Origin of the sequence: Natronospirillum sp. (assembly GCF_022565775.1) — a bacterium.
Classification (GTDB): Bacteria; Pseudomonadota; Gammaproteobacteria; order Pseudomonadales; family Natronospirillaceae; genus Natronospirillum.
In genome coordinates this window covers 1-13,424 of the sequence record NZ_JAIUMC010000018.1, presented here as the reverse complement: position 1 = coordinate 13,424, position 13,424 = coordinate 1, and the positions used below count along the sequence as shown (strand labels likewise).

The 13,424-nt window shown below is 60.5% G+C and carries 14 protein-coding genes and 1 other RNA gene; 9 read left to right on the top strand and 6 right to left on the bottom strand.

From position 1 onward, the window contains the following. The first annotated feature begins 107 nt into the window (after window positions 1-107). The gene (locus tag LAT62_RS05940) at window positions 108-1,130 is read left to right on the top strand and encodes a LacI family DNA-binding transcriptional regulator (RefSeq protein WP_293380439.1); all 1,023 of its coding nucleotides are present in this window, start codon (window positions 108-110) and stop codon (window positions 1,128-1,130) included. 1 nt (window position 1,131) lies between these two features. On the opposite strand, the gene tkt is transcribed toward LAT62_RS05940, so the two are convergent. The 3 genes from tkt to pepP form a co-directional block, all read right to left on the bottom strand. Then, complete coding sequence (tkt, locus tag LAT62_RS05935; RefSeq protein WP_293380436.1) at window positions 1,132-3,126, bottom strand: transketolase; 1,995 nt, start codon at window positions 3,124-3,126, stop codon at window positions 1,132-1,134. Between the two features lie 124 nt (window positions 3,127-3,250). After that, window positions 3,251-3,895 (bottom strand): DsbA family protein, encoded by a 645-nt coding sequence (locus LAT62_RS05930; protein ID WP_293380433.1) that lies wholly within the window; start codon window positions 3,893-3,895, stop codon window positions 3,251-3,253. Between the two features lie 120 nt (window positions 3,896-4,015). Beyond that, window positions 4,016-5,380: a Xaa-Pro aminopeptidase gene (gene pepP / locus LAT62_RS05925; RefSeq protein ID WP_293380430.1), complete on the bottom strand. Its 1,365-nt coding sequence runs from the start codon at window positions 5,378-5,380 to the stop codon at window positions 4,016-4,018. 61 nt (window positions 5,381-5,441) lie between these two features. On the opposite strand from pepP, the gene LAT62_RS05920 reads away from it, so the two are divergent. Next, window positions 5,442-6,050, top strand: a complete 609-nt coding sequence (locus LAT62_RS05920; protein WP_293380427.1) for a gamma-glutamylcyclotransferase — start codon at window positions 5,442-5,444, stop codon at window positions 6,048-6,050. Then, window positions 6,047-6,502 carry a GNAT family N-acetyltransferase gene (locus LAT62_RS05915; RefSeq protein WP_293380424.1) on the top strand — a complete coding sequence of 152 codons (456 nt, stop codon included), beginning with the start codon at window positions 6,047-6,049 and terminating at the stop codon, window positions 6,500-6,502. Before LAT62_RS05920 ends, LAT62_RS05915 begins: the two co-directional genes overlap by 4 nt. Here LAT62_RS05915 and LAT62_RS05910 read toward each other — a convergent pair. Both LAT62_RS05910 and LAT62_RS05905 read right to left on the bottom strand, forming a co-directional pair. Then, window positions 6,474-6,980, bottom strand: coding sequence for a methylated-DNA--[protein]-cysteine S-methyltransferase (locus LAT62_RS05910; protein WP_293380421.1), 507 nt, complete (start codon window positions 6,978-6,980; stop codon window positions 6,474-6,476). The two genes, LAT62_RS05915 and LAT62_RS05910, sit on opposite strands and share 29 nt — an antisense overlap. Beyond that, a complete protein-coding gene (locus tag LAT62_RS05905; protein ID WP_293380417.1) occupies window positions 6,977-8,362 on the bottom strand; it encodes a DNA-3-methyladenine glycosylase 2 family protein in 1,386 nt (461 codons plus the stop codon). Before LAT62_RS05905 ends, LAT62_RS05910 begins: the two co-directional genes overlap by 4 nt. A 156-nt stretch (window positions 8,363-8,518) precedes the next feature. On the opposite strand from LAT62_RS05905, the gene LAT62_RS05900 reads away from it, so the two are divergent. Both LAT62_RS05900 and LAT62_RS05895 read left to right on the top strand, forming a co-directional pair. Next, window positions 8,519-10,114, top strand: coding sequence for an adenylate/guanylate cyclase domain-containing protein (locus tag LAT62_RS05900; protein WP_293380414.1), 1,596 nt, complete (start codon window positions 8,519-8,521; stop codon window positions 10,112-10,114). 98 nt (window positions 10,115-10,212) lie between these two features. Next, window positions 10,213-11,028, top strand: a complete 816-nt coding sequence (locus tag LAT62_RS05895) for a tryptophan 2,3-dioxygenase family protein (RefSeq protein WP_293380411.1) — start codon at window positions 10,213-10,215, stop codon at window positions 11,026-11,028. Window positions 11,029-11,045: 17 nt separating this feature from the next. Here the strand turns inward: LAT62_RS05895 and LAT62_RS05890 are convergent, their stop codons facing one another. Next, window positions 11,046-11,600: a UPF0149 family protein gene (locus tag LAT62_RS05890; RefSeq protein WP_293380408.1), complete on the bottom strand. Its 555-nt coding sequence runs from the start codon at window positions 11,598-11,600 to the stop codon at window positions 11,046-11,048. A gap of 92 nt (window positions 11,601-11,692) precedes the next feature. Between LAT62_RS05890 and LAT62_RS05885 the strand changes: the two genes are divergently transcribed. From LAT62_RS05885 to LAT62_RS05870, 4 genes are all read left to right on the top strand, one after another. Beyond that, window positions 11,693-11,902, top strand: coding sequence for a hypothetical protein (locus tag LAT62_RS05885; protein WP_293380405.1), 210 nt, complete (start codon window positions 11,693-11,695; stop codon window positions 11,900-11,902). Beyond that, on the top strand, window positions 11,899-12,195 hold the full coding sequence (locus tag LAT62_RS05880) for a cell division protein ZapA (protein ID WP_293380402.1): 297 nt from the start codon (window positions 11,899-11,901) through the stop codon (window positions 12,193-12,195). Before LAT62_RS05885 ends, LAT62_RS05880 begins: the two co-directional genes overlap by 4 nt. A 41-nt stretch (window positions 12,196-12,236) precedes the next feature. Continuing rightward, window positions 12,237-12,418, top strand: a non-coding RNA gene (gene ssrS / locus LAT62_RS05875) — 6S RNA. Window positions 12,419-12,432: 14 nt separating this feature from the next. Next, a complete protein-coding gene (locus tag LAT62_RS05870; RefSeq protein ID WP_293380398.1) occupies window positions 12,433-13,371 on the top strand; it encodes a patatin-like phospholipase family protein in 939 nt (312 codons plus the stop codon). Window positions 13,372-13,424: the final 53 nt, after the last annotated feature.

The following is a 13,424-nucleotide window of genomic DNA, read 5'->3' as shown; positions in this document are numbered from 1 at the left end:
CTTCATGAACGGATTTGGCGCCGTTCAGCTGACGATATGAGCTGATTTGAACAAAGTCGCGTAAACCCTGAAAATAGCGACCATAATGAACATAACAAGAGCGATCTATGGCCACGATCAAACAGGTATCGGAACTCGCAGGTGTATCACAGGCAACAGTCTCCAGGGTAATGAACGGCAGTGCCCGGGTCTCCCAGGCGACGCGAGAAAAAGTCGATGAAGCCATGAGCACTCTGGGCTATACACCCAACGCCTTTGCCCAGTCGCTGGCGTCCAATCGCTCCAACACGGTAGGGCTCATCGTCTCGGAGCTTTACGGCCCCTACTATGGACAATTGATGGGCGGCCTGGAGCAGGTGCTGCGTGAAAACAGCAAATACCTGCTGATCGCTTCCAGCCACAGTGACGAGACCATGGAAGAGGAAGCCGTGGAGTTCCTGCTCAGCCGGCGATGCGATGCGCTGGTCATGCACGCAGAGCGCCTCAGTGACGCCTCACTCGACAAACTGGCCGAACGGGTGCCGGTAGTATGCCTGAACCGGCAAGTGGCCTCAGAGCGCGTCTGCAGCGTCCATCTGGACAACATTCTGGGCGGTGTTATGGCCACTCGGCATCTGGTCGAACTCGGGCATCGCCACATTGCCTGTGTCACCGGCCCTGCCTGGAAGCAGGATGCCATGGATCGCCTGACCGGCTATCACCGGGCAATGCAGGAGGCCGGCGTTACCGTGGAGGATCGCCAGGTCACGGAGAGCCAGTTTGATGAAGGGGGTGGCCGCCGTGCCGCCGAAAAACTGCTGGGCCAGTTTCCTGAAATGACCGCAATTGTCGCCGGTGATGATGATATCGCCATCGGGGCCATCGGCCTGCTGACCGAACGCGGCTATCGGGTGCCCGAAGATATCTCTGTTATCGGCTACGACAACGTGCCCTATGCGCCCCATTTTTCGCCGCCGCTGTCGACCATTGAGGTTCCGATCAGCGATATGGCCGGCATGGCCGCAAGACATATACTGAACACGGTCTATAGCAAACATCAGGAGGTCAAGCTGGCCTTTCAGCCGCAACTGGTGACGAGAAAGAGCACGGCCGCACCGCGCGCCGACAGCGCGGTAGGTACGGCCGTGTAACTCAGCCGAGCTGAGTGACAGTGCTGACGACAGCGTCCGCAGTCAGGCCAAAGTGCTTGTAGAGATCACCGGCGGGTGCTGACTCGCCAAAGGTGCTCATGCCCACCACGGCGCCATCAAGCCCCACATACTTGTACCAGAAGTCCTTGCTGGCCGCTTCGATGGCGACGCGCTTGCGCACGGCCGACGGCAGGACGCTTTCCCGGTACTCGGCGCTCTGCGCTTCAAAGCGCTCGGCACAAGGCATGGACACAACGCGCACCGGGGTTCCGGCCTGGATCAGTTGCTCGGCTGCGGCCACAGCTATTTCAACTTCAGAGCCGGTGGCAATGATTATCACATCAGGTGTGCCGGCAGTGTCACGCAGGATATAGCCACCCTTCTCGATAGCGCTGATCTGATCGGCTTCGCGATTCTGGTGCGGCAGCCCCTGGCGCGAGAAAATCAGTGCCGAAGGGCCATCCTGGCGCTGTACCGCCTGTACCCAGGCCACGGCGGTTTCCACCGTGTCACACGGCCGCCAGGTTTCCAGATTGGGCGTGCTGCGCAGCGCGGCCAGTTGCTCGACGGCCTGGTGAGTCGGCCCGTCTTCACCCAGGCCGATTGAATCATGGGTATAGACCAGGATATTGCGCTGCTTCATCAGCGCCGCCATGCGCACCGCATTGCGCGCATATTCCATGAACATCAGGAAGGTGCCGCCATAGGGAATGAACCCGCCGTGCAGGGCAATACCGTTCATGATGGCGGTCATGCCGAACTCGCGCACACCGTAGTAGATATAGTTGCCTTCGGGGTCCATTCGGGTCACGGGCTTGCAGCCTTCCCACTTGGTCAGGTTGCTGCCGGCCAGATCCGCAGATCCGCCCAGAAACTCGGGCAGTACCGGGGCCAGCGCCTGAATGGCATTCTGGCTGGCCTTGCGGCTGGCGACCTTTTCTTCCTTCGCATTGATATCGCTGATGATCTGGCGAGCCGTGTCGGCAAAGTCGGCAGGCAACTCACCCTTGAGGCGACGCTCCAGTTCCGCAGCCAGCTCCGGGTGCTCGCGCCGATAGCTGTCCATGGCCTCATTCCAGGCCTGCTCTTTCTTGCGGCCTTTGCCGCGAGCGTCCCAGGCCTCATAGATGTTCTGCGGAATGTCGAAGGCACCGTGCTTCCAACCCAGGCGCTCACGGGTCAACTGGATTTCTTCCTCGCCCAGCGGGGCACCATGTGAAGATTCCTTGCCTTCCTTGTTCGGAGAGCCGAACCCGATAATGGTCTTGCAGCAGATCAGGGTCGGCTTGTCGGTATTCTTGCGCGCCGTCTCGATGGCGGTGCGAATCTCGTCCGGATCATGCCCGTCGACACGCGGTATTACCTGCCAGCCGTAGGACTCGAAGCGAGCCACTGTGTCGTCGGTGAACCAGCCATCCACGTCACCATCAATGGAAATGCCATTGTCGTCATAGAAAGCAATCAGCTTGCCCAGACCCAGGGTGCCCGCCAGCGAACTGACTTCATGGGAAATACCTTCCATCATGCAGCCATCGCCGAGGAAACAGTAGGTGTAGTGATCGACTACCTGGTGACCCTTGCGGTTGAACTGGGCACCCAGCACGCGCTCCGCCAGAGCCATGCCGACCGCATTGGCCAGGCCCTGACCCAGTGGGCCAGTGGTGGTTTCGACACCCGGTGCATAGCCGTGCTCGGGGTGGCCGGGAGTCTTGGAGTGCAGTTGACGGAAGTTCTTGAGCTCTTCCAGTGGCAGGTCATACCCGGACAGGTGCAGCAGAGAATAGAGCAGCATGGACCCGTGGCCATTGGACAGCACAAAGCGGTCGCGGTTGGGCCAGTCAGGGTTCTGCGGATTGTGGTTCAGATAGTCGCGCCACAGCACTTCGGAAATATCGGCCATACCCATGGGGGCACCGGGGTGGCCACTTTTGGCCGCTTGCACGGCATCCATGCTGAGGGCACGTATGGCATTCGCCAACTCTGTACGATTGGGCATCAGGGTCTCTCTCTGTCCAGGGTCTAGATAGGGTCGATAGCGGGCGCGTATTGTCGCCGAAGGTCGCCCCAAATTAAACCCTGAACGGCGAAATTCTGAACAGAACCGCCAGGAAAGCGGCTTCTCAGATGGCCCGACCCGGTGGCAGACCGCCTTGCAGAACGGCATCGACCACATCAATCAGGAATTCTCCGGGCCGCACATCATTGGGCGTGACGACCTGCTCCCGATTGATCAATACTGCTGGCGTAGCCTGAATGCCATGCCCGTATATCAGCGCTTCCGCCTGATCCATCCGCTGTTGTACCGCCTCCGAATGATACATATCACGGAAGGCCTCCTGGTCCAGGTCACAGCAACTGGCCGCCATCGCGATCACCTGCTCGTCCGAGGCGACCCGGGCTGGATCAGCCTGATAGGCCGCGAACACCGAGCGATGAAAGTCAGGGTTGGCGCCCATCAATTGAGCCGTATGAAAGCCGCGGGCCGCAGCCTCCACAGAAGGATCGAACAGCACCGGCACCAACAATGTAACGGTCTCCGAGTTGTCATCCAGCCAATGCGTGAGCTGCTGCTCATAAAAGGCATGACAGGGGCCACACTGATAGCCAAAGAAGACCATGACTTCGTCGCGGTCGGTATCATGAAATCGATAATCACCGGGCTGAGCCTGAGTGCCACTGGTGGTGGTGTCTTGCGCAGACGGGGTTGCACAGGCCGTCAGCAGCAGCGCCAAAAGGGCCAGAAAAACGAGGCGTACCGGTTTCATCTCACGTTCCTTTGTTGATTGGGTTGGCGGCAGATCAAGACATGCATCCTTGCCCTGCAGGGAAACAGGCCACCTACGATAGCGCTTGCCGGCGGGGGCGTAAACTGAACCTGGGATTAGTCAGCCCCGCCAGTCGGCCATCAGCTGCTCAATCGCCTCGGGATCTGTGGGCACAGAAGCGGTCAGGTTTTCATGCCCCTCTGCGGTAACCACCACGTCGTCCTCGATGCGCACCCCGATGCCGCGCCAGCGCGCTTCCACCTGCTCATTGTCCGGTGCTACGTAAAGACCCGGTTCGATGGTCAGACACATGCCCGGTCGCAGAGGCCGCCATGCACCGTCTATCTTGTAGGTGCCGACGTCGTGCACATCCAAGCCGAGCCAGTGGCTGGTCCCGTGCATGAAGAAATCACGATAGCCTTCTTTCTCTATCAACTGGTCAACGTCGCCCTCCAGCAGACCGAGTTCAACCAGCCCGGTGACCAGCACACGCACCACAGCCTCGTGCGGCTGACGCATGGGCACACCCGGCTTCACCTCTGCCAACGCGGCTTTCTGGGCGTTCAGTACCAGGTCGTAAAGCGCCCGCTGCTCCGCATTGAATCGACCATTGACCGGGAAGGTCCGGGTGATATCCGAGGCATAGCCGTGCAACTCGCAGCCAGCATCGATCAGCACCAGGTCACCATCCTGCAGCACGTCGGTATTCTCGGTGTAGTGCAGCACACAGGCATTGGCGCCGCTGCCCACAATGCTCGGGTAGGCGAATTCAGGGGCACCCGCCCAGGCACAGGCGTGGCGGATCTCGGCTTCCAACTGGTATTCAGTAGTGGCCCGTTGGCTTGGCCGCACTGCTGCAGCCCAGGCCCGCTGATGCGCGGCCGCACTGATTTCACCGGCCGCCCGCATCACCGCCACTTCTTGCTCGCTCTTGATCAGCCGCAGCTCATGCAGTGGCGCCAGCAGATCATGAAAGTGAGTGGGCGCTTGCACACCCTTGCGCGCCTGACCCCTGACCTGATTGACCCAGTGCATCAGGTGAGCGTCCACCGTTTCATCCTGCCCAAGCGGACTGTAGACATGCGTCTTGTCGGCCAGCAAGGCGGGCAGCACCTCATCCAGATCGTCGATCGGATGGGCGTCATCGATCCCCAGTTGACTGACCACACCCTCGGGGCCCAGACGATAGCCATTCCAGATTTCCAAGTCTCGATCCCGTGGACGACAGAACAGAATGCTCTCACCCGCTTCACGACCCGGCACCAGCACCAGCCAGGCGTCCGGCTCGGTAAATCCGGTGAGATACAGCAGGTCGCTGTGCTGACGGAACGGAAAATCAACATCACTGTTGCGTCGTTGCTCGGTCGCGCCGGGCAACACCACTACCGCATCGGGCTCCAGTTGCGCCATCAGGCGCTTGCGGCGCTGGGCAAATTCATCCAGTGAAATGGAGGGCAGTGCGACGCCAGCGGACGACTCGGGCATGTTAAACTCTCGCCATAGGAAAAACGGACCCACAGTATAACCAGCGAACACGGCAGAACCCATGGCCAATGACACGCGCGAACTGAATCGACGGCAGGATCACTTAACTGGTCGCAGCGACATCTGGCTGTTCGGCTATGGTTCACTGATCCACAAAGTCGATTTCCCGTATCTGGAATCCCGGGAAGCCAGCATAAAAGGCTGGGCCCGGCGCTTCTGGCAGGCATCGCATGACCATCGCGGCACGCCCGAGTCCCCTGGCCGGGTGTTGACCCTGGTCGAGGCACCGGGCGAGACCTGTGTTGGCGTGGCTTATCGGGTAACCCCGGATGTGTTCGGGCATCTGGACCACCGGGAAAAGAACGGCTACCTTCGCCTCACCATTGACATGACCTTTGTGCGGCCACCGCATCAGAACCTGCACGCCAATGGCCTGATCTATATCGCCGGGCCTGACAATGCCGCCTGGCTGGGGCCGGCCAGCGACGCCGAAATCGCCGCCCAGATCGCCCGTTCCCGCGGGCCCAGCGGGCGGAATATCGACTATGTGCTGAAACTGGATGACGCCCTGCAGGCCATGGGCGCCGAAGACCTCCATGTTGCCGCCATAGCCAAACACCTCAGACCATCAACCTCTACCCAATCATCAGCAAAAGGCAGACAACCATGACCGACCATACCGTTCACCCGGTGACACCGCAGGATCACGCCGACTGGCTGCCCCTGTTTCACGGCTATGCCGAGTTCTACAAGGCGACCATGACCGACGCGATCAGTGATACGGTCTGGCAGTGGCTGATGGATCCGGACCATGTACTGGAAGGTATGCTGGTGCGCGACGCTGACGGCAAGGCGGTGGGCATGGCCCATGTCAGAGCCTGCCCGCGTCCGCTGGCCGGATGCGAAATGGGCTTTCTGGATGACATGTTCGTGGTGCCGGACGCGCGCGGCAGCGGCGCGGCCGATGCCCTGTTCGGGCACCTGAAAGAGATGGCGACCGAGCGAGGCTGGCCGGTCATTCGCTGGATTACCCAGCATTTCAATGCGCGCGGCCGGGCCTTCTATGACCGCTACACCGGCGGCGCCAGCGATTTCATTCTGTATCAGTGGACGGCGCAGTAACCAAGCTGAGCTGATCCCGCTCGTGCGCCAGCAGCCATTGCTTGCGCGCCATGCCCCCGGCATAGCCGGTGAGTTGCCCGTTCTTGCCGATCACCCGGTGACAGGGAATCACGATCGGCAGCGGATTGGCCCCATTGGCCGCTCCGACCGCGCGCACCGCGCTGGGCCGCTCTATGGCCACCGCCTGATCCGCATAGCTGGCGGTCTGCCCGAAGGGAATGGCCTGCAGAGCCCGCCAACAAGCCTGTTGGAACTCGGTGCCCGCTGGGGCCAGCGGCACCTCGAAACGGATGCGCTGACCGGCAAAATAGTCGTTCAGCTCGCGTTCGGCCTGAGCGGTCAGCCGGTTGGGGTGGTCCACTCTCGCTCGGGCCCCGGCCTCCGACAGAAAGTGAATGGCGGTAACGGTGGTATCAGTCGCCACGACTTCCAGGTCACCTACCGGGGTGCCGATCAGGGTTTGGCAGTACACAGTCATGTCAGGCTCCACAGGTTGAGGGTCAGATAGCTGCGCCAGGGGGCTGCAGTCTCGGGGTCGAATACGATGTCATGTTGCTGCAGGGCCCGCTTCACTCCCAGATCTCCGCCCAGCCATATATCGCTGTCACCTCCGCCGCGCATGCGCGCGTACTGCACCGTCCAGGGCCCGATGCCAGCCAGCGATCGCCAGCGTTCCGGTTCTGTCGCAGCCTCTGGTTCGTCACGAAACAGCCGGGCCAGATCAATCAAGGTCTGCTTGCGGCGCCCCGGCAAACGCAGTTCCGCCAGATCCGTTTCCGCCAGCACGTCGGGTGTGGGGAACAGGCGCATTGCTCCGTGCGGGCCGGGAGCTGTCTCTCCGTAAGCATTGACCAGTTGCCCAACCAGCTTGTGTGCCGCCTGCACACTCACCTGCTGGCCCAGTATGGCGCGCACCCCGGCTTCGAACAGAGACAATGTACCGGGCAGCCGCAACCCGGGTACCGGGCCGCCCAGCGGGGCTAGCAAGGGGCGCAGATGATCATCAATGCGCGCACTATCGGCATCCAGATCCAGCAGACGGCGCAGGTTCCGCACCAGGGGCAACATGACGGCCGGACGGTTCAGACTGATCGCCACTCTGAAGCCATGACGCGCTTCGTCGTGCGTGGCGGTGAAATAGCCGCGGGTGCCATCGGCAAGCTGCAGCGAGCGTCCATAGCCTTGGTCGGTAATCCACTCCAGACCGGGAATCAGCCGGGGTCGGAGGAAGTCGCGCAGGTGCGACCAGTTGTAGGGTGGTCGATAGCTCAGAAACAGGGTGAGTTCGCCGCGAACCATGGTGTCTGCACCCTGCCGGCGCAATGCACCTGGGGTCATCTGCAACCGGTCGCGAAAGCATTCATTGAACCGCCGAATACTGCCGAAACCGGCGGCAAAGGCCACTTCTGCCACCGGCAGTCGGGTCTGCTGCAGCAGGCTTTTGGCAAACAGCAGTTGCTGATACAGGGCGTACCGCTTCGGGCTGGTACCCATGCGTGCCTGAAACAGACGGGTCAGGTAGCGACTGCTGATACCCAGTCTGTCCGCCAGCCCGGTGACCGACCCCTGCATCAGCGCACCCTCGTCAATCAGACGCAGGGCGCGTTCCACAGTGGTATCCGTGCCCTTCCAGGCCCAGGACGCCGGCGCACTGTCGGGCCGGCAACGCAGGCAGGGCCGAAACCCGGACTCGGCTGCCGCCACGGCGCTGTCGAAGTAGCGCACGTTCTGTTCCTTGGGCAAGGGTGCCGGACAGATGGGGCGGCAATAGATGCCGGTGCTGGTCACACCAACAAAGAAGTGACCGTCAAATCTCGGGTCGCGGGTCAGACGGGCTTGCTGGTATTGCGTTGTCTGCACGGGCCAGACTCCTGTTGCTCTAGCTATCAGTGTACCTGATTCCTGGGTGATGACTGGCCGGAAACGGAACCGTATGGCGCAGGTGAACCCCCCGGCGCTTACTGGTATTCTTGCTTCCGCTGTTGATCCTGTTACCTATACCCTGGAGTCTGCTGGATGATCACACGGAACTGCGCGGTGATGTTTACCGACATCAAGGGGTTTACCTCTCGCTCCTCTGAAACCACCCGCAAAGGGTTCCGCTCCCTGCTGGAAGAACACGACCGTCTGCTGCGTCCGGTCTTCGGTTATTTCGGCGGCGTGGTGGTCAAGACCATCGGTGACGCTTTCCTGGTCCGCTTTGACAGCCCGACTGACGCGGTCGTTTGTGGACTGGCGCTGCAGGCGGTGCTGAAACAGCATAACGCCGCCCAGCCAAGCACCGAGCAGATTGCCGTGCGGGTAGCCATCAACACCGGCGATGTCGGCTTGCAGGACGGGGATGTTATCGGCGAACCAGTCAATGTAGCCGCCCGCCTTGAGGCCATCGCCGAACCCGGCGAAGTCTGGTTCACCGAGGCCGTCTTTTTGACCATGAACCGCCGAGAGGTGCCGACTACCGAGATCGGTGAGCGCACCTTCAAGGGCATTCCGCGCCCGGTGCGGGTTTTCAAGGTGTTGTCCGACCCTCCCAATGAGCAGATCCGTCAGATTGATCAGGCCGTGCGGCTCGAACGCGGCATACCCAAATTCGAGGGCCTGCGCGAGAGCGTCAACCGACCCTGGAACTGGCGACCCTGGGCGGCAGCGGCACTGGTTGCGGTGTTGCTGGGGCCAGTCACCACAGTCGTGGGTTACCAACTCTGGTCCGAACGCCAGGCCGTGCAGCGCATAGAGCGTCTGCTTGCGCTGGGAGATACCGCACCGGCCCTGCACCATCTGGATGACCTGCTGGCCGAGCGGGCCCACGAGCCCGATGTGCGCGCCCTGGGTCTGGAGGTCGCCCGTCGGCACCTGGGTCATCTGCACGACCGGGGAGAAGACCCCGCCAACATCCGTGACTGGCTTGCTGAGCGCATGGCCAGTCACAGCCATCTGGAACCTCTGATGCCCGAATTCATCAGCCTGCACAGCCAGGTAGAGCTGCAAGCTGCCTTTGACAGCGGCCGTGGCAATGTGTTCTGGCAAACCTTCCGCGACCTGCTGGAACGCTACCCGGATGACGAGTCCATCCCGTTGATTGCGGCCAATATCCAGCAAGAAGGTCATCAGATAGCGGAAACCCGGCTTTGGCCTTATCAGGTGCTGGTCGAGCGCTCAGGCTTTCCGGCCGAGGCAGACGCGCTTCATGACGAGATCCTGGCGGTGGTGGACACCACGCTGGATCGCAACCTTCCGAGCAGCGGCCATGCCCTGCGCGCCCATGACCTGCTCCAGTCCGCGCCGCCCGAAGCGCGACGCCGCTGGGCAGATCAGGCTCTGGAGTCCGGCACCGGACCGGCACTGGCCAACAGTCTGGAAATATTGAGCGCCGAGAATGATCCGCGCTTTGAGGAACCCACTTATCGGGCCATTCACGGGCTGTTGCGGTTTGACGACCCCATGACCCAAATGGCCACGCTGCAGGCCGACAATGATCGTGCGCGAGCGCTGCGCGTGCTTGATATACTGGACCATGCCCGCCTGGACATGGCGGCCGACCTCAACCAGAAGGAACGCGAGCGGGCAGAGGAGCTCAAGACGCGCCTGACACGTCGCTGGAACGCCGACTGATCAGACCTGTAGCGTAGATTTTACAATTGACAGCGCGCGCGGACGCTTCTGCTGCACTGCCCGGCATGCGCGCGCTTGAGTTACCCAGTACAGTGATGATGACTGTGCTGAGAGGCAACCTGATCATGCTGACCTACAACAGCTATCTGGCCATTGATGAACTGCTTGACCTGCAACGCCCGCGCTCGGAACCGGAGGAGCATGACGAACTGCTGTTCATCATCATTCATCAGACCTATGAGCTTTGGTTCAAGCAGCTGCGCCATGAACTGGCTTTTCTCAGTGAGCGATTGGATCAGGACGACTTGCCGCGCGCCTTTCACACGCTGAAGCGAATTCTCAAGATCATGAAAACACTGGTCAGCCAGGTCGACATCCTCGAAACCATGACGCCGCTGGAATTCGACAGTTTCCGCGATCGCCTGGAAAGCGCCAGTGGCTTTCAGAGTTACCAGTTCCGGGTCATTGAATTCCTGCTGGGTCACAAGCGCCCCGAGCCTCTGGAGTTCCAGCCGCTCAACTCGCTGGGTCGTCAATTGCTGGAAGAGGCCTACCGCACGCCGTCGCTGTGGCGGGTGTTTCTGGGACTGCTGCACCGGGCCGGGCATACCCTGCCACCAGACCTGTTGCAGCAACCCGTCACCGAGGCCAATCAGAGCAGCAAGGACGTGCAGGAGGCGTTGCTGCAGGTCTACAGACAAGACCATCAACTGGCCGAATTGTGCGAACTGCTGGTGGACCTGGACGAAGGCCTGCAGGAGTGGCGTTATCGTCATGTGAAGATGGTGCAGCGGACCATCGGCAGCAAGATGGGCAGTGGCGGCTCCAGTGGCGCTGAATATCTGATGAAAACCCTGTTCCGGCCGGTGTTTCCGGATCTGTGGGACATTCGCAGTCGCCTTGAGAAGCCCTGATCACAGGGCCTCCGAGATCAGTGCACCGGCGTCTCTGCAGACGGCGGCGCAAACCGTTCATAAAAATGGCGTCCCGCCAGGCGCACATGCGCCAGCAATGCCGTGTAGTCGTCTTCCGCATCCGGTGACTGCTCTTCACTGCTGGCATCCAGTTGCGAAATAGCGATCAGATCAGACAGCAATTCCTGATCGTCTTCATCGGGTGCCTGCAACCGGCCCACCATCCCCAGCGTACTGACAAAAGCGGCACACCAGTCGGCCAGCGCCTCCAGACGATCGGGCAGCGGGCTGTCATTGTTGGGCAGAAAAGGCATGGGCCCGTCACTCTGCGGGGCCATATGCTGCACATCCGTCAGGGATTCATCGTACAGACTCTGCAAAGGGTCAGCCTGATCACCCGTCGGTGGCGTTTCGATCTCGAGCAGGGCGCAGGCCGTGTTCAGCCAGGCTTCCCGATCAAGCCGTTCACCACAAATCAGCCGCGCCAGCAGACTGCCATGCAGAAACGCCGCCGACTCGGTCGGATCCAGTTCTGCCAGAGCATCATCAAGAACATAGTAATCAAGCGCCACAGGGGCCTCCGAACGGTGCCATTAATCGAGCGCAATATGCTAGCATTGCCGGACACCTGATGAACATGACCCTCTGACTTACGGAGCAACGGATGTCGCACCAGAAACTCATGGCGCTTGAAGCCCGCATTGACCAGTTGCTGCGCGAGCACGAGCGACTGCACAGGCTGGTTGTGTCCCATGAGAAGGAACGACAGCAGTGGCAGGCAGAGCGAGACGCCATGCATCAGCGGCACGAGCAGGCGCGCGAGCGCCTGGACTATGTGATCGCCCGGCTAAAGGAATTTGAAGGCGCCTCATGAAACATCAAAATACCGTTCAGGTCCACATACTGGATCGTGAGTACACCGTCAGTTGCCCGCCAGAGGCTGAAGCCGAGCTGCGCGCTGCAGCTCGACAACTGCATGACAAGATGACCGAAATCCGCCACAGCGGAAAAGTTTTTGGTGTGGAACGTCTGTCGGTCATGGCCGCACTGAACCTCATCCATGAGTTGCGTACTGAACTGCAAGCCACTCAGGTACCTGAGGAAACCCTGGACCGACTGCTGGGAAAGCTGGACACAGCACTGGATTCCGAAGAAGAAACCCGCTGAAAGTCAACACTGTAATAGAATGAATTCCGCGTATAATGGAACCTACCCTGGGCTACTCGCCAGTTGATTCGTCCTCGAGCCGTACTTATACGACAGGGGGTTCTTCGTTGGTGTTGTTGAGCATGTCCGCCCGCGAGCGGAAAGCCTGATACGCCACTAGAATCACCCACCTTGAACTTCACGGTTCAAGGCCTTACTCAACAGCGGTAGCACCGGGGAACCTTGAGGAGAAGTTGCATGCCGACAGTGGCACTCACGCTGGGCAGTGGTGGCGCACGTGGTCTCGCGCACATCGGCGTTATCCAGTGGTTGGAAGAACATGACTTCGAGATTGTCGCCATTGCCGGCTCATCCATCGGTGCGCTGGTCGGGGGCATCCACGCCGCCGGCAAATTGCCGCTCTACCGCGACTGGGTATGCGGCCTGGGACGCAGCAATGTCCTGCGCATGCTCGACCTCTCGTTTTCACGTGCCGGCCTGTTCAAGGGCGAAAAGATCATCAGCCATCTCAGTTCGATGATCGGCGATACCCAGATCGAAGACCTGCCCATTCCCTATACGGCCGTGGCCACCGATATCAATCGGGAGCGCTCCGTCTGGCTCAACGAAGGCTCACTGTTCAAGGCCATTCGCTGCTCCATTGCGGTACCCACAGTATTTACACCCCAGTTCCATCAGGGCCTGTGGCTGGTCGATGGCGGCCTGATCGACCCGGTACCGGTCGCAGCCACGCGTCATGTACCCGCAGACCTGCATCTGGCGGTGAACCTGAACCATCCGACACAGGATCTTAAACTGCCGTTCGAGCGCCCACCCGGCGAGACCGAAGCGCTGGGCAACAGCCTGCTGCATGGCACAAACGACAAGGGTCGTCGGCAGTGGTTCAGCGGCATACTCGACAGCATTCGCAACCTGCACAAGGAAACGCCCGAAGAGGAAAACAGCCTCAACATGGTGGACGTGCTGTTCCGTTCGTTCGATATCATGCAGGCACAGATCACCCAGAGCCGCTTGGCGGCCTACCGGCCCGATATCATTATCCATCTGGAAAGGTCAGAGGGCGGTTTCTTCGATTACGACAAGGCCGACCACCTGATCAAGACCGGCTACCGGCTGGCGGATGACGCACTGCGCAGTCACCTGCCCAAACCGGAAATTCGGCCGGATGAAGCCTGAAAGTAGACAGTAGACAGTAGACAGTAGACAGTAGACAGTAGACAGTAGACAGT